Origin of the sequence: Streptomyces wedmorensis (assembly GCF_000716445.1) — a bacterium.
Lineage (GTDB): Bacteria > Actinomycetota > Actinomycetes > Streptomycetales > Streptomycetaceae > Streptomyces > Streptomyces wedmorensis.
Window position 1 is genome coordinate 52,166 of record NZ_JNWK01000039.1, and the last position, 20,505, is coordinate 72,670.

Sequence of the window (20,505 nt, forward strand, 5' to 3'; positions counted from 1 at the left end):
GCGAGGAGCACATGAAACGCCCACCGGGACAAGCACTCTGTCGCGGACCCGAACTCGAGAGGACGGAGGACGATCCGCGCGACGCCGTACAGGCATTGCTGCGCGCCGCCCAGTCCGCCCCAGGGGCCGTGATCACGCTCGATTCCGATGGTCGGACGTCCCGCCGGTCGTACGCGGAACTCCTCGACGAGGCACGGCGTTCGCTTACCGCGCTGCGGGAGCACGGGGTGCGCCGCGGCGACACGGTCCTGCTGTGCGGGCTTCCGCTGGCCGAGTTCTTCCCCGCCTTCTGGGCGTGCCAGCTCGGCGGCGTACTCCCCACGGCCCTTGCGGAGCGCCCCTTGGCCGGTTCCCCGGCCCTGGACCGGCTGCTCCAGGCGCACGAACTGCTGGACGGGCCTCTGGTGCTCACGGACGAGGCCGGCGCGGCGGAGCTCGCGCGGGCCGCGCCCTCGCTGCGCACGGTACTCGCGCGGGACGGCATGTCCGCGGCGCCCGCCGAGGGCCACTTCGAGCCGGACGGATCCGACACCGCCCTGCTGATGCTCTCGTCCGGCAGCACGGGGGTGCCCAAGGCCGCGCGCTTGACGCACGCCGGGCTCGCGGACTTCGCGGCGAGCAGCCGCCGAGTCCTGGACGTGCGCCCGGACGACACCATGGTCAACTGGCTTCCGGTCGACCACAGCGGCGCCTTCCTCCTGTACCACCTGCTCGCGGTCTTCACCGGCTCCACCAACGTGCACGCGCCGACCGAGTACGTGCTGGCCGACCCGCTGCGCTGGCTCGACCTCATGGACGAGCACGGCGCGCGGCACGGCTGGGCTCCGACCTTCGCCTACCAGCTCGTCGTGGACGCGCTCGCCCGCCGGCCCGAGGACTCCGCGGCGCGGCGCTGGGACCTGAGCGGCCTGAAGACGGTGGTGTCCGGAGGCGAGCAGATCATCCTGCCCGTGATGGAGCGCTTCCTCGACGCAACGGCCCCGTACGGGATACGAGAGAGTCACATCGTTCCGGCATGGGGCATGGCCGAAACGGTCACGGGGGTCACGTACGGGCGGCTCGACCGGCCGGGCACGGTGCACCGCCTGCTGAAGAGCAGCCTGAGCGGTGACCCGGAGCCGGCCGGTCCGGGGACACCGGAGGAGGACTGCGTCACCTTCGTCGCGGCGGGCGCGCCCGCGCACGGCGTCACCCTGCGCGTCGTCGACGACCACGACGTCCTCGTGCCCGACGGCAGGATCGGTCGGCTCCAGGTGCACTCGGCCACGCGCCTGACACCCGGCTACGTCAACAACCCGGAGGCGGACGCGGCGGCCTACCCGGCGGGCCGGGACTGGCTCGACACCGGTGACCTGGCGTTCCTCGCCGAGGGGCAAGTCGTGATCACCGGCCGCCGCAAGGACCTCGTCATCATCAACGGCCACAACGTCCAGTGCCACGAGGTGGAGGAGGCCGCCGCCACCGTCGACGGAGTACGCCGGGGCGAGGTGGCCGCCTGCGGTGTCCCGGACCGCGAACGGGGCACCGACGAACTGGCCGTCCTCTTCGTCAGCCGCGGTGCCCACGAGGACGTACGGATCGCGGCCGCGATCCGTGCCGCGGTGTTCACCCGGCTCCGGCTGACCGCGACCCACGTCCTGCCCGTACCGGTCGGGGAGTTCCCCCGAACGCCGGCCGGGAAGATCCGCCGCGCGGAGCTGCGCGACCGGCTCATCGCCGGGGCCCTCGACGAATCGACGGCCGCTCCCGAAGCGGGGACGGCGGCCACGGCTTCCCTGCCCTCCACCGCCTTCGCCGACACGGTGGCACGCGCGGTGCGGGAGGAACTGGGTGCCCTGCTCGAAGGCTCGGCGGTGGACACGGACGTCCCGTTCTACGAGCTGGGCCTGACCTCGGTGCGCCTCGTGCAGCTGCGCGCCCGGCTGGCTGAGCGGCTCGGTGTCGGCATCGCCCAGGCGGCCCTCTTCGAGCACCCCACAGCCGCTGCGCTCGCCGCTCACCTCGCGGAGTCCGTCCCTGCCGTGGAGGGCCCTCCCGAGACCGCCGCCCCGGACCCCGACCCCGCCGACGATCCCGCCGACGGTTCCGCGGACGGTTCCGCGGACGACGCCGAGCGGCGGATCGCCGTCATCGGGATGTCGCTGCGGTTCCCGGGCGCGGACTCGCCGGAGGCGTTCTGGGCGAATCTTCGCGACGGTGTGGACAGCATCCGGGTCTTCGGCGACTCGGAGCTCGCGGCGGCAGGGCAGGAACGCCTGCCCGGGCACGTACCCGTGGGCGGTGTCCTCGACGGCGTCGACGGGTTCGACCCGGACTTCTTCGGCATCAGTCCCAAGGAAGCAGGCCTCACTCACCCGGCGCACCGCCTCTTCCTGGAGTGCTGCCACCAGGCGCTGGAGAGCGGCGGCTACGAGTCGACCTCTCCCGGCACACGCGTCGGCGTGTTCGCGGGCTCCGGCATGAACCTTTACGACCACCAGCAGGAGTCGGCGGGAGGTCCGGGGCAGCCGGGCGGCGGGGCGGAGCCGGGGCTCGGCATCCAGCGGGCTGTCGGCCGGCAGCCGGACTTCCTCGCCACCCGCGTCGCGTACCGCCTCGGGCTGACGGGTCCCGCCATCGGTGTGCAGACCGCCTGCTCCACGTCGCTGGTCGCCGTGCACCTCGCGGTCCAGGCGCTACTGAGCGGTGAGACGGACCTGGCGTTGGCGGGAGCCGCGGCCGTCCATCTGCCGCAGGAGTCGGGTTACGTCAGCGAGCCGGGGTCGATCCTGTCGCCGACCGGGCGCCTGCGGGCCTTCGACGCGGCGGCCGACGGCACCGTGGGCGGCAACGGCGTGGCCGCCGTCCTGCTCAAGCGGCTCGACCGAGCCCTCGCCGACGGCGACACCGTGCACGCCGTGATCCTGGGCTCGGCCGTCAACAACGACGGCGCCGACAAGGTCGGTTTCAGCGCGCCCGGCGTTGCGGGTCAGGCCGAGGTCGTGCGCCAGGCCCTCCGCAGGGCGGACGTGCCCGCGGAGACGATCTCGTACGTCGAGGCGCACGGCACCGGTACCCGGCTCGGCGATCCGGTGGAACTGCGGGCGCTCGGCCGCGCCCTCGGCGAGTCCACCCGGCGTACGGGATTCTGTGCGGTCGGCTCGGTGAAGCCGGCCATCGGGCACCTCGACAGCTGTGCCGGCATGGCCGGGCTGATCAAGACGGTGCTCATGCTGCGACACCGCACCCTGGTGCCCACGCTGCACCTGAGCCGCCCCAACCCCGAGCTGGAGCTGGCGGGCGGTCCACTGACCCTGGCCACCGAGTTGCGGCCGTGGACGGTCCCGGACGGCGTGCCGCGCAGGGCCGGTGTCAGCGCGCTCGGTGTCGGTGGCACCAACGCGCACGTCGTGCTGGAGGAGTACGCGGCAGCCGTGAGGCCCGGGTCCGGGCCTGCCGCTGGGTCCGCCCTCCTTCCCGTGCTGGTCCCCGTGTCCGCCCGCGACGCCGAAGCACTGCCGGAGTACGCAGGACGGCTGCGCGACCACCTGCGACGGCACCCCGAGGAGCGGGCCGAGGACGTGGCGCTCACCCTGGCGCTGGGACGGCCGCACCGGGGCGCGCGCACCACGGCCGTCGGTCGGGACGCGGAGGAGCTGGCGCAGTCCCTCGGCGAACCGCCGGCCGCGCCCGCCGCCCCGCTCGGGCCGGTCGCCTTCGCCTTCTCCGGGCAGGGCAGCGCGCGCCGCGGCATGGCCGTGGGCCTGTACCGGGCGTACCCGGCGGCCCGGCGCACGCTCGACCGGTGCGCGCGGCTCTTCGCGGACGAGTGGGGAGGCGACCTGCTGCCGCTGCTCGTCGACCAGGTGGATCCCGCGGACGGCGAGGACGGTGCGGGCGACACGGTCTGGCCCACGGAGACGGCCCAGGCAGCCCTCTTCGCCCACCAGGCAGCGCTCGCCGACGTCTGGCGTGCCGCCGGTGTCCGTCCCGCCCTGCTCCTCGGCCACAGCGTCGGCGAGTACGCGGCGCTGTACGCGGCTGGTGGTCTGTCCCTGGAGGACGGTCTGCGGCTCACAGCGGCGCGTGGACACCTGATGCAGACGGAGTGCCCGCCGGGCGGCATGCTCGCCGTCCGGACCGACGAGGCGACCGCCGAGCGGGTGGCCCGGACCACCGGCGCCGTGGTGGCCGCGGTCAACGGGCCCCGGGCGACCGTGCTCGCCGGTGCGTCCGAGGTGCTGGCACGGACCGCCGGACTGCTCGATGCCGAGGGGATGCGGTGGAAGGCTCTGCCCGTGGACCGGGCGTTCCACTCCCCCTCGATGGAACCGATGCTGGAGGAGTTCCGGCGCCACGCGGAGAAGGCGGTGTTCCGCCCGCTGGAGATCCCGCTGGTGACCACGGTCGACGGCGAGGTGCGCGCGCCCGGGTGGGTCGCCGACGCGGACCACCTCTTCCGTCACGCCCGGCAGCCGGTCCGGTTCGACCTGGCCATGGCCGCGGTCGCCGCGCGGGGCTGTACCGACTTCGTGGAGATCGGGGCCGGCGCCACCCTCACCGGTGTCGGCCGGCACTGCGTCCCGGCGAGCCGCTGGGTACCCGGGCAGGGCGCGGGCGACGCGCCTGAACGCCAGGTGCACGGCCTGCTCACCTCACTCGGCACCCTGTACCGCAGGGGTGCCGACCTGGACTGGCGTGCGCTCGCTCCCCAGGGGAGCCGGATCCCGCTGCCGAGCCATCCGCTGCGGCGGCGCCCCATGCCGTACGGCGACCCCGTCGACCGGACGCCGCGGCGTCCGGCGCGGCCCGGTCCCTCCCCCGTACCTGAGCCGCCTCTACCTCCCGAGGTGTCCATGACATCGACCCAGTGTTCCCCCGCACCCGTGGCCGGCCCGGCGCCGGACGGACTCCTCAGCTCCGTGTGCGCGCTGACCGCCCGCAAGTTGGGCCACGAGCCGGCCTTGGTGTTGCCCGACAGCTCGTTCTTCGAGCTGGGCGCGGACTCCCTGTCCCTGATGGGGCTGACGGCTGAGCTGGACCAGCAGTACGGCGTACGCGTCCCGGTGCGCGAGCTGTTCGACACCGCGGACACTCCGCGCCGGCTGGCCGAACGGCTGGCGGAGCTGGGGGTCGGCGAGCCGTGGGCGGAAGCCCCCGTGGCGGAAGCCCCTGCGGAGGCCCCCGTGGGCTTCCCGGTCGCCGCGCAGGTCACGGAACTGGCGGCAGCTCAGGCCTCCCCTGTTCCTCGGGTGTCAGGCGAGCTGTACGACCTGTTCGGGCAGCAGCTCGGGGTGGCTCGGCAGCTCCTGGACCAGGTCGGTGGGATGATCAGCGGGCAGCTCGCCCTGCTCGCGGGCTCGCCCGTGCCCGGGCCCGCGACGCCGCCGACACAGGCACAGGCATCGACACCGCCGCCGACGCCGACATCAGCACCAGCACCAGCACCGGCACCGGCACCGGAGGCTCGCGTCCCCACGCAGGCGGCCGTGGCCCCGGGTTGGGCATCGACACCGACCCCGACACCCAGGTCGGTCCGCACGCCGGACCAGCTCGCCGCCCCCTCCCCCGGCTGCGACTTCAGCCTCTACTTCTTCGGGGACTACCCCGAGGAGGCCGCGCACGACAAGTACGCGCTGATCATGGAGTCGTCGGAGTTCGCCGACCGCAACGGGTTCCACTCCCTGTGGTTCCCGGAGCGGCACTTCGACTCCTTCGGAGCGCTCTTCCCCAACCCCTCCGTTCTCGCCGCCGCACTCGCGGCGCGCACGAGCCGCATCCGGCTGAACGCGGGCTCCGTCGTGCTGCCGCTGCACAACCCCATCCGGGTGGCCGAGGAGTGGTCGGTCGTCGACAACATCTCCGGCGGCCGGGCGGGCCTGTGCGTGGCGAGCGGCTGGCACGCCACCGACTTCACGCTCGCCCCGCACCACTTCGGCCGGCACCGCGAGGTGATGTACGAGCAGCTGCGTACCGTACGGCAGCTGTGGTCGGGACAGCCACTGGAGACCACCGGCGGCGACGGGAAGCCCGTCGAGATCCGGCTGCACCCGAGCCCCGTCCAGGAACGACTGCCCTTGTACGTCGCCGTGGTGGGCAACCCGGACAGCTACCGCCGGGCGGCCGCCGAAGGCCTGGGCGTGGTCACCAACCTGATGGCGCAGACCGTCGAGCAGCTGGCCGAGAACATCGCGCTGTACCGGCGTACGCGTGCCGAGCACGGACTCGACCCCGCGGCCGGCCGGGTCGTGGTGCTCGTGCACACCTACCTGGACGAGGACGCCGAGCGCGCGCGGACCGAGGCGTACCGGCCCTTCATCTCGTACCTGCGGTCCTCGCTGTCCCTGTTCGACCAGGTGACCAACAGCCTCGGCGTCCAGGTCGACCTGGCGAACTCCACCGACGACGACGTCGACTTCCTCCTCGGGCGCGCCTACGAGCGCTACTGCGACTCCCGCGCCCTGATCGGCGACGAGCACACCGCCGCCGCCACGGTGCGGCGCCTGGTGGACGCCGGGGCCGACGAGATCGCCTGCTTCGTGGACTTCGGTGTGGCCAAGGAGAAGGTCCTGGCCGCCTTGCCCGTCCTCGACCGCGTCCGGCGCCGTACCCGGCCCGTATCGCCGGCAGAGTCCTCGGCCGACACCGCCGGACCGGCCGGGCTCCCCCAGCCGTCCGAGAAGCACGCCGAACGGCGGCCTGCAGCCGCTCCGGCACGGACTCCGCTCACCCCGGCGCAGCGCCGCATCTGGTTCGTGGAACAGCTGCACCCCGGCACCACCATGTACAACGAGCCCAAGGCCGTCCGGCTCGACGGACCACTGGACGTGGGGGCGCTGCGGACCGCGCTGCACCGGGTCGCGGAGCGCCACCCGGCCCTGCGCACGGTGCTCGGCGACCGCCAAGGGGTGCCCTACCAGGAGGTGCGGGAAGCGGGGCTGATGGATCTCCCCGTCGACGACCACTCCGGCGAGACGGAGGAGGAGGCCCTGCGGGCCGTTCTGCTGGACGCGGGACGGCAGCCGCTCGACCTGGCCCACGGCCCCCTGGTCACGGCGCGGCTGCTGCGGCTGTCCGAGGAGCGACACCTCCTGTTCCTCATGGCCCATCACATCGTCTTCGACTCCTCCTCCACGGCCGTGCTCGTCCGCGACCTGGCCGCGTTCTACCGCGCGGGCGCGCAGGGCGATCCGGCCCTTTCTCCGCTGTCCGCCCTGCCCGCGTCACCACGCCCCGTCGCCGGCGACCGCGCCGCCTCGCTGGACTTCTGGCGCGGAGCACTGGACGGAGCCCAGGAGCTTTCCCTGCCCACCGACCGGCCCCGACCGGCGGTCAGGTCGGGCGTCGGGGCCGGCCTCACCCATGCCCTGGACGCCGAACTCACCGGCCGGCTGCGCTCGTTCGCAGCGAGCCACCGCGCCACCCTCTTCATGGTGCTGACCAGCGCGATCGGCACAGTGCTCGGCCGGTTCAGCGGCCAGAGCGACGTGGTCGTGGGCACCGCGGTCTCCGCCCGGCAGCCCGGCACCGAGGACCACGTGGGCGTCTTCCTCGACACCGTGCCGCTCCGCCTCGATCTCACCGGCGACCCGGACTTCAGCTCCCTCCTCGGCCGGGTGCGCGCCACGAGCATGGCGGCGTACGAACACCGTGACGTGCCCTTCGACGAGCTGGTGGCCGCCCTCGCTCCGGAGCGCAGCCCCGGCCGCAACCCGCTCTTCGACGTCATGGTCGAGTTCGAGCACGCCTCCGACGTGGACTTCGACCCGCCGCGGCTGACGGCCGAGCTGCTCGACGTGCCGAGCGCCCGCGCCCCGTTCGATCTGAGCGTCTATCTGACACACCACCGTGACGGCGTCCGCTTCATGGTCGAGTACGACTCGGTCCTGTTCGACCCGGACACCGTGCACCGCTTCGTGGAGTACGTGGAGCACGTGCTGCGGGGCGCGCTCGACACTCCCGGCGCGCCTCTCGGCGAACTGACCGCGCTCACCGGCACCGACCGTGCGAACCAGGACCGTCTCGGGCGCCTCGACGAGCCGCTGCCCGCGGTGTCGGACACGCTGCACGGTCTTTTCGAGCGGCAGGCGCTGCGCACCCCGGACGCCGTCGCTCTGATCCACGGCGAGGAGCAGGTGACGTACGGGGAGCTGGACCGCCGTGCGAACCGGCTCGCCCGGGAGCTGCGCACGCGAGGCTCGGCTCGCGGGGAACGCGTGGCGGTGCTCCTGCCGCGCGGTTCACGATTGATCACCGCGCTCCTGGGCGTACTCAAGAGCGGGGCTGCCTATCTGCCCCTCGACCCGGCGGTGCCGACGGTTCGGCTGGCCGGTCTTCTCGACGACGGTGCCCCGGTCCTGCTGCTGACCGACCACACCGTGCCGGCCGCACACGAGCAGCTCGGGAAGCACCTGCCCGTATTCCTCATGGACGCCGCCGAGACGGCGGACGACAGCGCAGACGGCCCTCCGGACGATCTCACGGAAGAGGCGCCTCATGGTGATGTGGGTCCCGAGGATCCCGCGTACTGCATCCACACCTCCGGTTCGACCGGCCGGCCCAAGGGCGTACTCGTGCCCCATCGCGGCCCGGTGAACCTCGTCCTGAGCCACCTGGAAGAACATCCCGCGCTGCGCACGCTGCAATGGACCTCGCCCTCCTTCGACGTGAGCGTCCAGGAGATCTTCACCACGCTGGCCTCAGGCGCAGCCCTCGTCCTCATCGACGACGCGGTACGGCACGACCCGGCAGCCGTCGCCGAGGCGGTGCGCCGCCACGGCGTGGAGCGCCTGTTCATGCCCTGCACTCCGCTGAAGTACCTGATGGAGACCGGGCCGGAACTTCCCACTCTGCGCGAGCTGTACTCGGCGGGCGAAGCGCTCCAGCTCACCGCCGCCTTCCGCCGCTTCTTCGCGGCGCACCCCGCGTGCGCCCTGTACAACCAGTACGGGCCCACGGAGACTTCGGTGATCACGACCTCTCACCGGGTCGACCCCGAGGGCGAGCAGTGGCCGCCGATCGGCACACCGGTGCCGGGCGCGCGCGTCCTGCTGCTCGACACGGCCGGGCGCAAGGTCCCGGCGGGGGCCGTCGGTGAGATCCATGTGGGCGGTGTTCCCGTGGCACTCGGCTACCACGGTCGTCCCGAAGAGACCGCCACCGCCTTCCTCGACGGTGCGCAAGCCGGAGTGCCCGGCCTGCTGTACCGCACGGGCGACCTCGGCCGCTGGCGCACGGACGGCACCCTCCAGTACTGCGGGCGAGCCGACGACCAGGTCAAGATCCGGGGCTACCGAGTCGAGCCCGGTGAAATCCAGGCGGCGCTGACCGCGCTGCCCGGAGTCCGGTCCACCGCCGTCGTACCGCGCCTCGACCGACACGGCGAGACGGAGATCGTCGCCTACGTGGTCCCCGCCGACCCCGCCATCGGTCCCGACACCCTCCGCACCGCCCTGGCCTCCATGGTCCCCGACCATCTGGTGCCGCGTCGGTGGGTGTTCCTGGAGCGGCTGCCGGTGAACTCCTCCGGCAAGCTGGATCGCGCTGCCCTGCCCGAGCCCCCGGCGGAGGTGAGTGAGCGGGAGGACACCGCCCGGCCCGCCACCGCACTGGAGCAATCCCTGCACGACCTGTGGTGCGAGGTGCTTGATGTGCCACAGGTGCCCGTGAACGTGTCCTTCTTCCAGCTCGGTGGCCACTCGCTGAGCGCCATCCGGCTGCTGAACCGCATGCGGGAACTGGTGGACGTGCCCGTGTCCATGGCCGACTTCTTCCTGGAGTCGACCGTCCGGGGCGTCGCGGCCCGCTGCGCGGCCGCCGCCCCTGCGCACCCCGCCGACGGCCGCGGCCGCGTGGTGGACAGCGCACCCATGCCCTCCACCCTGCGCCGGCTGTGGCTGCGTCACCACACTCACTCCGACCCGAGCGTCTACAACGTCGCCCACCGCATCGATCTGAGCGGCGACCTGGACACCACAGCCCTGGCCGGGGCTCTGCGGGACCTGGTGGGGCGCCACCACGCACTGCGCAGCCACGGTGTGGTGCGCGAGGACGGGCTGCATGTCGTCGAGATCCTGGACGAGGTTCCCGTGGAACTGCCGATCACGGACCTGCCCGCGGTACCGGGGCCCGACACCCCCCACGCGTACGTCGACTCGTGGTGCCAGGAGCAGGCAGCCGAGATCATCGCGCTGGACCGCGCTCCCCTCTTCCGTTTTCGCCTGGCCCGCCTCGGCGCGGACCGCTGGGTGCTGGTCACCGTCCTGCACCACGCGATCTGCGACGGCTGGTCCATGGGGATCATCTGGCACGAGCTGGCGGAGCTCTACAACGCGCGGCGGACGGGTGTCGAGGCCGGGCTTCCGGCGCCGGCCGCCCAGTTCACCGACTTCGCCCGCGCCGAGCACACACTGGACGACGGCCGCCGGGCGGAGCTCGAACGGTTCTGGCGAGCCGAGCTCGACGGCGTACCCCTGCGCCCCGCCCTCCCGTACGACAGGCCGCGGCCGGCGGTTCTGTCGGGCCGAGGCGACCTGCACTCCCTGCCCCTCGACGATGCCACCTCCCTCGCGGTCGCAGCGACGGCCGCCCGGCTCGGCGTGACCCCGTACAGCGTGCTGGCGGCGGCCTTCTCGACCTGGCTGTCAGGGCTCGTCGGCACCCTGGGCGACATCGTGATCCCGGTGTCCAGCGCGAACCGCACACAGCCGGAGCGCGCAGACGTAGTGGGCCTCGTGGGCGACTCGGTCCTGCTGCGGGCCCGGATCGACGGCGAGGAACCCTTCGCCGGTCTGGTCCGGCGCCTCGGCGCGACCTTGTTCACCGCGCTGGACCACCAGGACCTACCGCTGACGGATGTCGTCCGTCTGGTCTCCGACCAAGGACCGGAGGCGCTGTTCCCCACCGTGCTGTTCACCGTGGTCACCACTCCCCCACCCGTGCTCGACATGCCGTCGGTGTCGACGACGGTTCGGGGTCTCCCCACCAGCGAAGTGGCCCGCAACGAGCTCTACGTCGTCGTGGAGTCCATGAACAACACGCTCACCGTCACCTTCGAGTACTCCACAGACCTGTTCACCGCCTCGACCGTGGAGAGCTGGGGCGCGTCCTTCGCCGCGCTCCTGGACGCGGCTGTACGGAACCCCGAATGCACGCTGCGAAGCCTGGGTGACGCTGCGGGCTCGGCCCCGGCACCGGCACCGGAGCCGGCCCTGGACCCGGAGCCGGAGCCGGATCCGGGGTCGGATCCCGAGCCGGAGTCGGCAGCCGCAGCACGCTGATCGGTGCCCGTCCCAGCCCCGGCGGCGACCGCCGCCGGGGCGCGAAGGCAGCGGGACGCGCGGAGGCGGTGCCCGGATGACCGGACACCGCCTCTTGCGCAGCCTCGTTCACCCCCTCGGTGGTCAGCCCTGGACGTTCACCGCCGTCCAGGCGGCGTCCACGGCGTCGGCCTCGGCGCTGTTCGCGCCGTAGAGGTCGGCGGCCGCCTTGAGGGTTCCCTCGCGGGCACCGTGGTAGTCCGTGGTGGAGGTGAAGTACGAGGTCAGCGCCTTGTACCAGATCTGCACCGCCTTGTCGCGGCCGATGCCGGTGACCGTGGAGCCGTCCACGGTCGGGCTGTCGTAGTGCACGCCGTTGATGTCCTTGGCGCCGCTGCCCTCGGCCAGCAGGTAGAAGAAGTGGTTGGCGACGCCGGAGGAGTAGTGCACGTCGAGGTTGCCGACGGCGGCGCTCCAGTAGTCCGCCGAGCCGCGGCCGTCCTTGCTCGGCCGGTCCTGGTAGCGCAGCGGCTTGCCGTTGCCGAAGATGTCGATCTTCTCGCCGAGCAGGTAGTCGCCCTTGTCCTGGGGGTTGTTCGCGTTCCACTCGACCGCGGTGCCGAAGATGTCGGAGGTGGCCTCGTTCAGGCCGCCGGACTCCCCGGAGTACTGCAGACCCGCGGTGGCGGAGGTCACGCCGTGGCTGAACTCGTGGCCGGCCACGTCGAGCTGGGTCAGCGGGTGCTGGTTGTTCGCGCCGTCGCCGTAGGTGATGGCGAAGGCCTGGTCGTCCCAGTAGGCGTTCTGGTAGGCGTTGCCGTAGTGGACGCGGGAGACGGGGGCCCGGCCGTCGTCCTTGATGCCGTTGCGGTGCAGGACGTTCTTGTAGAAGTCCCAGGTCTGCGCGGCACCGTAGGCGGCGTCCACGGCAGCGGTCTGGTTGTGGCCGGGAGTGCCGTCACCCCAGACGTTGTCCGCGTCGGTGAACACGACGCCCTTGCCGCCCGTGCGGTGCTGGAGGTCGACGGTGCTGGATCCACCACGCACGCTGTCGACGAGGCTGAAGCCCTTCGACGACGTGGTGCTGTTGAGGCTGACGGTACCGCTGTACTGGCTGGTGCCGGTGCCGACCGCACCCGCCTGAGGGCTGCCCGGCTTGCCGGCCGCGGAGCCGCCCTCGGCCGTCATGCCACCGGCTATGTCGTTGATCAGCTGCTGCTCGTACAGCTTCTTTCCGGTGTCGGCGTCGGTGACGACGCGCAGCAGGCTCGGGGTGACGCCGTCTTCCTGGGTGCCGCTGACGACGGTCTCGTAGGCGAGGACGGGCTTCCCGTCGACGGCCCAGACGACCTTGCGCGGGGCTTCGTCGGTGGTGGCACCCGTGGTCTTCGCCGCCTTGGCGGCCTTGACCGCGGCGGACTTGGCGGCGGTCGGCGTCAGCTTCGGGGTCAGCGAGGCGACCTTGATGGTGGTCTCGACCGCCTTCGTGACCTCCTGGACGGCTCCGTCGGCGCCACGGTGAACGATCAGGTCGCCGCCGAGGACCGGAAGGCCCGCGTAGGTGCGCTCGTAGCGCGTGTGGACCGTACCGTCGGCGTCCTTGACGGTGTCCTTGACGACCAGCTGCTCCTTTGCGTCCAGGCCGAGCGCCTGAGCCGTCGCCGCGACGGTGGCGCCGGCCTGCCGCTCCGGAGCCGCGCCCGCTGACGCGCTGGCGGCGCCTGTGGCGAGCAGCGAGCCGGTCAGGACGACGGCGCCGGACGTGAGGGCGAGGCGACGGGCCCCACCGCCGGTGAGGGGAAGCGAGAACATGTACTTTCTCCAGAGAGTCGTGGGGAGTTGGACGGGATCGCCGCCCACCCGTGCAAGGTGGATTGCCTTGCTGAGCAGGGACATTCGCAGCCCGTCGCGCACATGTCACGTGCCACAAAGGCAGGTTCGACCACTCATGCCGGATTTGCCGCCCACCGCTTCACGGGAAGGACAAGGCCCTGATACGCGCCGAAACGGATGGCACAAGAGTCCGCAACACGCGTGAAAGGAGGCCCCTGCGCGCCGTGGACTCGCCGGCCGCGACAGCGTCCGACGCTGCGGGGTGGGCTCGGAGCCTCGCCGACACCGGGGGCCAGATCATCGGGATCATCCGCACAGGCGCGCGGAGTAGCCGGGCCTCCCTGGCATCGGCCTCGGCAGGACGGGGTGTCCCTGCACTCAGACGAAGGGAGATCTGCTCAGCCGTCCTGATGGCACCAGGTCAGCAACGTCACCTGGCGGCCCTTGGCCTCACGTGTGACGGGTTTGTCGTCGGTGAGCTGAAAACCGGTGGCGCGGGCGACAGCCACGCTCGGGGAGTTCTCCGGTTCGATGCGCAGCAGCACTCGCCTCGCGCTCAGCTGACGACGGGCGTAGTCAGCCGCCAGCCTGACGGCTCGTGAGGCCAGGCCCTGCCGCCGATACCGGCTGCCGATGCCGTAAGCGAGCTCGACGTCGCGCGGGTCGACCGCGCAGCGAAAGAGGAGGATCTCGCCACGCGGCTCCTCGCCGTCGGTCGTGATGGCCAACTGCGCCGTCTTGCGGCCTTCTTCGCGGCCTTCGTGTGCCCTGGCGAGGTACGCACCCGCCGCTGTGGAGTCGAACGGAGAGGGCACCGGAGTCCACCGGTCGATCTCGGGGTCGTCATAGACCTCGACCAACGCCGACAGGTCGGTCTCGGTCCACTCCCTCAGCAGTACCCCGTCTCCTGACAACCGAATGCTGGGCGGCAGAACGATCTCATGTCGGCTGGGCATGCGCCCGATTCTGCCGTGCCAGAGCACCGAACTCCAGAGCCAGCAAGCCCTCCCGGAGCCGGCCTGCTGGTCTGGCTCGGTCGTACTAGGAACGGCCCGGGCCGTCCGTACCGGCTCAGTGTGGCCGGCACGGACGGTGGGTGGTGGGTAATGGGCAGTGGGTGATGGGCGGTGGGTGGTCAGTTCGCGTTGACGAGGTCGTGCGCGGGGACGGTCACGGTGCGTCGGCCGGGAGTGCCGCCGAGGACGACCTTGCGCAGGGCGCTGTTGTTGTCGAGGTTGGTTTCCTTGAGGCGCTTGGCGGGGTTGGCCAGCACCTGGATGTAGTAGGTGCCGTTGGGGATGTCGGTGATGTCGAAGGACTGTCCCGGCAGGTCCTGGGTGTAGGTGTCACCGGAGCCGACGTCGAGGACCTCGCGGACGGAGATGGAGTTCTCCTGGCCGCAGGCGGTGGCCAGGTCGGTGTTGAACGGGTGCCAGTTGGCGTTCTTCACCGTGTAATCGACGGCGTCGGTGTTGGCCAGGCAGAAGGCTTCCTTGCCGCTGCGTACCGCTTCCTTCTTGTCGGCCTTCAGGAGGCGGTAGCTGGCGAAGTCGGTGAAGTGCCAGTGCACGTGGCCGGGGCGGGGGTCCCACTCCATGGTGCCGGTCGGGGTGTAGCCGACCTGCTTGCCGTTGGCGTCGTAGAAGTACTGGTAGGCGTCCATCTTGGCCTTGCCGGGCGAGCGGAAGCCGTCGACGACGAGCTGGGCCGGGCCGGCGTTCCACACGTTGGCGCTGAAGGCCAGGTAGTCCTTGCCGGGGATGTTCTGGCCGCCGTCGCTGATGGTGATGCCGTAGGCCGGCAGCGACCGCAGGTCGGGCTTGGGGACGTTGGGCACGGAGGGCGTTCCGGTGGGCCGCTTGGACTGCGGCGCGAGGGCGGGTGCCTGGCGCGAGCCGTCGGTCTGCCCGGTGTTGTCACCGGCCTGCATGTCGGCGCGCGCGGCCTGCTGCTTCTTCAGCGCCCACGGCAGGGCCGGAGGCGCCGCCTTCAGCGGCCCGTGGCCCACGTTGTACGAGGGGCCGGCACCGCTGGTCTCGGGCGCGGCGAGCTGGGAGGGACTCGGGTTGTGCCCCGGCCCATGCCCGGCGTGGCCGGCCGGGGCCTGGTGAGCGGCGCCGTGCCCGGCGTGCGCTCCGGCGCTGCTCGACCGGGCCGCGGGAGTGCCGGCGCCTTCCTCCCAGCTGCGCTCCTGGACGGTGACCTTCACCGTCGCGGGCTTGTCAGCGATCCCGAACAGGTCCCGGTACTTCTTCGCGACCCTGACCTTGGCCGTGTACGTGCCGGCGGCGAGCTTCACCGGCTGCGTGTAGGAACCGCCGTACGTGTTGGCGGCCCACCCCTTCTCGACCCCCCACACCGAGCCGAGGGTGAACGCGTTCGTGGGGCAGCTCTCCGGGTACTTCGACGTGGAGGGCGCGTCGGGCCTGACCCGTCCGCTGGCGTTGTTCGGGCAGAAGCCCTCCGTACGGCTGGCGACCTGCTTGCCGTCCTTGTCGGTGAGGGTGATCTCCGCGAACCCCGGCAGCCCGGAGAAGTCCTTCACCGTGCCCGCGGGGAGCGTCTTCACCTTGGGCTTGCCGGCCTCGTACACCGTCTGCGTGATGACCACCGGGTCCTTGTACGACTTCCGGGTCACCTTCAGCTCCAGCGGCGTCCCCTCCGCGGTCAGGTACGTCCCCAGATCCAGGTAGACCCCCGGATCCTCCTTCCACGAGGTGAGCGTGACCGAGTCGGTCGCCGCGATAAGACTCAACTTCGGTCCCGTCGCTGCCTTCGCCTGCTCCGGCGTGACGGCCATGAAGCCGACCGTCACGGCCATGGCCGCAACAGCCGTGGTGCCGACAAGCAGCGGACGCCGCAGCCGGGTATTGCGCGTGGTGGTCATCGTTCCCTCGTCCTCCGTGTGCTGTGCGAAGAAAACGGGCCGCGGTCCGACGGGACGGGACTGTCGTCCACCCGTGCGCTGCGCCAGGCACTTCCCGCGCCCGCAGGGTGAGAGGAAGGGACCGCGCACCGGGTTGTCCGAAGAGCCGAAGTCGTCAGGATGTTGGCCGGAATTCGCCCACTTGGGGGGAGACGCGCGGCCCTGTCGCCGATGGGCCTCGGGCGGCGTGAGACAGGTGAGGTCCCGTGTGGGCACCAGGGTCCGGTCCACGATGAGCGGCGGCGCTGGCGCTGGCGCTGGCGCTGGCGCTGGCGCTGGCGCTGGCGCTGGCGCTGGCGAAACGCTGACAGGGCTGGAGCGCGAGCTTCGGTCCGATGCGGTCGATAATTCGGTCCGCCGCAGACTCGGACACCCCGAACAGCGGGGCGAGCCGACGCATGGTCCGGTTCGTGTGCCGGTGTGCGGCCACCAACAGGGCCCGGTTCTCCGGTGGGAGGCTCCACGGTCGGCCCTTGCGGACCACATCCGCACCCTCGCGCCGCAACACGGTCACCCGCTTCCCGAAGGCACGAGGGCTCAGCCCGGTGCACCGGGGCCATCCAGACTTCTCAATGCCTGTGTCAAGCCGCAGCGGGGGTTGCTCGACCGACGTTACGCCGCTGGTTCAATGCTCACCGCGATGGCTCGTCTCCGAAGGTGAACCGCCAGGATCTCCGTCTCGACGAGCGTGCCGACGAGACCGGGCTCGGCGAGTTCCGCAGCCTGAGCTCGTGCTTCGCCCAGGGACAGTTCTCGCGCATTGCGGAGGGCCTGCAGCACAGGAACGAGGTTATGGACGCCTCCGGACAGGCGAAGCCGCGCCGCTCCGTGCGCTTGCAGTAGAGCTTGTCGAATGTTCTCGGGCGTAACGGGGCCGCTGTCTTGCTCGCACCACGCATTCGGGCAGTCCACGCATCGCCCTTCGGTGCCCCAGCAGAGCATGCCGTTGTCGAAGAACTGGCCGACATCGCAGGTCGTGGTGCCTCCGCAGGCATCACACCGGCCTGTGAGCCGCACTCCTTGCGTGATCACAGGGGCTCCTCAGCGTCATCGGACCATGCCGATGGGATCCTCCTCGAAAAGTCGGCTCTCGTCGATTGTCCGGTGGCCAGTGAGGAGAACCAGGGGCCCATGGTGGTCCAGGTCGAGGGCACGCTCGAATGCGGGGAAGATGCCGGTCAGGAGGCCGCGGAGGCGTTTGCGGCTCGGGCTCGGTCGCAGAGCAGGTCGGCGCGGCGGCCGGTGAGCAGACGAAGCTCGATGATGGCTTCGTCGCCGGGCCCGATCAGTTGCAGGTCGCGGCGCATGCAGGCCTGGTCGGCGATGACGTGCGCGACGAGAGCGGCCCTGCCTGACAAACACTGCGCATGGATTGAGGGTTGATCAAGCGGACGGCTTCAGTGGCCGATGTCGCATGCCTCGTAGCTTTTCAGCCCGACCGCCAGAAGGGGCGGTACGAGTGTGTGCAGGTACCAGCTCAGGTCGGTGAAGTCGACCGAGTCGGGTAGACGCCGCCGGTTGATGGTCGGGATGAAGCTGCAGGTCAGACGGCCGGGAAAGAACAGGAGCTGACCGCCTGTGCTCGCTTCCTCGTGGTAGATGCAGACGGCCACGTGGTGCTTCGCATGCCTGGGTGCGTCCAGGACGGCGACGACGTCCCGCGTGTGTTCGCGGGTCGTGGACTGCCAGTCGTACAGGTCGTCGTCGTTCACCATGTACGAGAGCGGCTCCTCCAGCGCCCACCCTGTGGTGGCCAGGGCCCCGATGGTCGTGCGGACCGTGAGCTCGCGGGTGAAGGTGAAGTCGATGTCTGCGGTCCTGGACGACACGGATGCTCCTGGTGAAGGTTCGAGGGCACTGCATCGTTGCCGAGGATGCGCTGAGTTGTCGATCGGATTGAGGATCAAGGGCCTGGGCAGAGGCGTTGGACGTGTCGGTGGGTGATGAGGCAGGTGGCGAGGCCGAGGAAGGCTTCGTGGATGTCGTCGCGTCGTTCCCAGCGGATCCGTAGGCGTCGGAAGCCGTGAAGCCAGGCGATCGTTCGCTCGACGACCCAGCGGTGGACGCCGAGTCCGAAGCCGTGCGGGACGCCGCGGCGGGCGATGACCGGTTCGACGCCCTGGCCCCAGACGAGACGGCGGTATTTGTCGTGGTGATAGCCACGGTCGGCCGGCAGCGTGTCCGGTCGTCACCTGGGCCGGCCGACCAGGTGGAGCTGGTCCCGGACACCAACCTCGTTCCAGGCGGCAAGCCGGCGTCGGCACGTCATGCCTGAGCCGAAGCCGAGCTCCTGGGGCAGGCACTCCCCACTGGATGCCGGTGTGCAGCACGAACAGAATCCCGCGCAGAGCCTGCCGGTCGGGAACCCGCGGCCGTCCCGTCACCGACTTCGGCGCCGGAACCGGCAACAACGGCTCGATCAGCGGCCACAGTCCGTCCGAGACGATCCACGGCCGGGAGTTCCTCTTCCCCGCGAACGAACCAACGAGCAACCAGCCGACAGCCGACAGCCGACATGATCAACAACTTCTGTTGGGACCTCTACGCCTTGTCCGCCGGTTGCTTCGATCGAGAACCCGAAGCGGCCGTTACTGCTTCGCCGATCACGATGCCGCCTTCGGCGATTCGACCGTTCCTTGGAGTGGCAGAAGTCGGCTTCTCAGAACTCCGCTTCGCAGCACTTCGGTTGAGGTCAGGGCAGGCGCAGTCGGGTCGCGGACCAGGCGACGATTCGCTGACGGAGCGGGCCGGGTTCCAGGTAACCGACCAGCCGGTCCAGATGGGCCGTCAGGTTCTTGTGCCACCGCAGCTCACGGATCTGCTCGATGGGACGGTCTCGCCAGCCTTCGGCCGGCCTGTCGGCCTGTGTGAGCGTAAGAGTCAGTGCGCCGAGCGTGTCGGACGCCAGCGCCTCGGGACTCCAGTCGGGGTCGGTGTCGTCGGGGCCGAGCCGGTCGATCACCCACATGCGGAGCGCGAAGTCCTGCCGAGCCACCCGCATGGAAGAGTGCGGTTCAGCGTTGTCGAGCATGCGCCGGTTCGCGAGCAGCGATAGTTTCGCCCACTGGCGACGGGCTTCGTCGGAGTGGCTGGACTTGTAGGCCTGACCCTGCGCGGCGACGCGCGCCGTCTCGAGTTGGCGGCCGTTGGTGTCGTGGATGAACCTCTGCAGCTGGTCACGTGTCCACGTGCTCAAATCGTCGCCTGGTACCTCTCGATACGCGTCGCCGCTCAAGGTTCCCTCCTGGTCGTAGGCGCGTCGATGCTGACGCCGGCCTCTGGGGACCGCCTGACGATCTGGGTGAGCTTATCCTCGGCGCTGGAGGCCTGACCTTCGGTCCGTCACGCCTTCCGTCACTCCTTCGACTTGCCTGAACCGGGCCCCGGCGGACGGCTCTTCCTACACCCAGTGAGCGGTGTCCAGATCGAAGGCGCGGACCCTGATGAGCTCGTCCTTGACGTTCGGTCCGATCAGGGGTCGCGTCGGCGCGTCCAAGCCGGCGCAATCTCGTGGAACGTCGTAGCTGGACGCGATCGGCGCGGTGCCACAGGTGTCACGGTGTAAGGAAACGGCGTGGAACACAGGTGCGGACGCCGGGATCCCCCGCCGCCCGTACCCCACGACGCCCCTCCCGCAGGCAACCTCGATGTCTGGGCCCTCGGGGACAAGGATGGTCGCCCCGGCAAGCCCGACCGGCGCATACCTTCATCGGAGGTGGCCAGCCATCGCCGGTGCAGGGTCACACCGGGTCCGGCAGGCCCATGAGGGCGAGTCGGGCCGGGTCGACCACAGCGGTGATCTCGGTGATGCGGCCGTCGGCGACGGTAAAGGCGAGCACGGAAAGCGGAGTGCCGTCCTTGTTCCAGGCGATGACACCGGGCCGTCCGTTGACGGTCGCCGGGTGCCCATGTGCCGCGCCGCCGGCCACGCGGGCGCGGCCCGCGACCTCGGTGGAGCCGATGGTCACGAAGCGTCCGCCGGGGGTGTGGACGGTGAACTCCACCTCGGGGTGGAGTACTTCCAGCAGTCGCTCGAACCGGCCTTCGCGGGCGGCGTCCAGGAATGCCCCGACCACCTCGCGTTGCTTCTGTCGGTCGCCCGCCGATTGCCTGGCTCCCTGCGCTTTCCGGCGGGCGCGGCTGGTGAGCATCTTGGTCGCATCGGTGGACTTGCCGAGGATGCCGGCGATCTCTCCGTGGGGCACGGCGAAGACGTCGTGGAGCACGAACGCCAGGCGCTCGTCGGGGTGTAGGGCGTCCAGGACCGTGAGCAGCGCCAGGCCCACCGAGTCGCCGAGTGCCACGAGTTCTTCCGGAGTCGACTCGTCGTTGAACGTGACGGTGGATTCGGGTAGGTGGTCGTCGAGGGCGACCGTCGGGCGTGTGCGGCCCGAGCGGAGGAGATCGAGGCTTAGACATCGTTTCTTATGGCGTGATCGCTCGTTGTTCCGTGCATGACGGATCTGGTTGAGCGGTTGGTGCCGGACGAGTTGTGGGTGCTGTTTCGGC

8 protein-coding genes and 3 pseudogenes are annotated in these 20,505 nt (G+C 71.0%); 1 reads left to right on the top strand and 10 read right to left on the bottom strand.

Annotated features, from left to right (window positions below):
- Window positions 1-11: 11 nt before the first annotated feature.
- Window positions 12-11,258, top strand: coding sequence for a hybrid non-ribosomal peptide synthetase/type I polyketide synthase (locus tag OO54_RS27440; RefSeq protein ID WP_078905370.1), 11,247 nt, complete (start codon window positions 12-14; stop codon window positions 11,256-11,258).
- Between the two features lie 123 nt (window positions 11,259-11,381).
- On the opposite strand, the gene OO54_RS27445 is transcribed toward OO54_RS27440, so the two are convergent.
- The 10 genes and pseudogenes from OO54_RS27445 to OO54_RS27485 all read right to left on the bottom strand — a co-directional run.
- On the bottom strand, window positions 11,382-13,049 hold the full coding sequence (locus tag OO54_RS27445; RefSeq protein WP_051787224.1) for a M4 family metallopeptidase: 1,668 nt from the start codon (window positions 13,047-13,049) through the stop codon (window positions 11,382-11,384).
- Between the two features lie 419 nt (window positions 13,050-13,468).
- Window positions 13,469-14,026, bottom strand: coding sequence for a GNAT family N-acetyltransferase (locus OO54_RS27450; protein ID WP_051787228.1), 558 nt, complete (start codon window positions 14,024-14,026; stop codon window positions 13,469-13,471).
- A 179-nt stretch (window positions 14,027-14,205) separates the two neighbouring features.
- Window positions 14,206-15,957, bottom strand: coding sequence for a lysyl oxidase family protein (locus OO54_RS27455; protein WP_033207507.1), 1,752 nt, complete (start codon window positions 15,955-15,957; stop codon window positions 14,206-14,208).
- A gap of 234 nt (window positions 15,958-16,191) precedes the next feature.
- Window positions 16,192-16,588, bottom strand: a pseudogene (locus tag OO54_RS44005) (helix-turn-helix domain-containing protein); the annotation flags it as partial.
- 20 nt (window positions 16,589-16,608) lie between these two features.
- The gene (locus OO54_RS44010) at window positions 16,609-17,028 is read right to left on the bottom strand and encodes a hypothetical protein (RefSeq protein ID WP_234439512.1); all 420 of its coding nucleotides are present in this window, start codon (window positions 17,026-17,028) and stop codon (window positions 16,609-16,611) included.
- Between the two features lie 66 nt (window positions 17,029-17,094).
- Window positions 17,095-17,330: pseudogene (locus OO54_RS27465) on the bottom strand (IS110 family transposase); the annotation flags it as partial.
- Between the two features lie 63 nt (window positions 17,331-17,393).
- Entirely contained in the window at window positions 17,394-17,825 is a 432-nt protein-coding gene (locus OO54_RS27470) for a hypothetical protein (RefSeq protein WP_033207516.1), read from the bottom strand.
- A 74-nt stretch (window positions 17,826-17,899) separates the two neighbouring features.
- Window positions 17,900-18,443: pseudogene (locus OO54_RS44015) on the bottom strand (transposase).
- A 245-nt stretch (window positions 18,444-18,688) separates the two neighbouring features.
- Window positions 18,689-19,231 (bottom strand): hypothetical protein, encoded by a 543-nt coding sequence (locus tag OO54_RS27480; RefSeq protein WP_051787225.1) that lies wholly within the window; start codon window positions 19,229-19,231, stop codon window positions 18,689-18,691.
- A 505-nt stretch (window positions 19,232-19,736) separates the two neighbouring features.
- On the bottom strand, window positions 19,737-20,505 hold a 769-nt coding region (locus tag OO54_RS27485; protein WP_106970111.1), incomplete at its 5' end, for a sigma factor-like helix-turn-helix DNA-binding protein.

Excerpts from the sequence above, each read along its gene's own strand:
- OO54_RS27455 (WP_033207507.1), bottom strand. The coding sequence starts at position 15,957 with ATGACCACCACGCGCAATACCCGGCTGCGGCGTCCGCTGCTTGTCGGC.
- OO54_RS27450 (WP_051787228.1), bottom strand. The coding sequence starts at position 14,026 with ATGCCCAGCCGACATGAGATCGTTCTGCCGCCCAGCATTCGGTTGTCA.
- OO54_RS27440 (WP_078905370.1), top strand. The coding sequence starts at position 12 with ATGAAACGCCCACCGGGACAAGCACTCTGTCGCGGACCCGAACTCGAG.
- OO54_RS27445 (WP_051787224.1), bottom strand. The coding sequence starts at position 13,049 with ATGTTCTCGCTTCCCCTCACCGGCGGTGGGGCCCGTCGCCTCGCCCTC.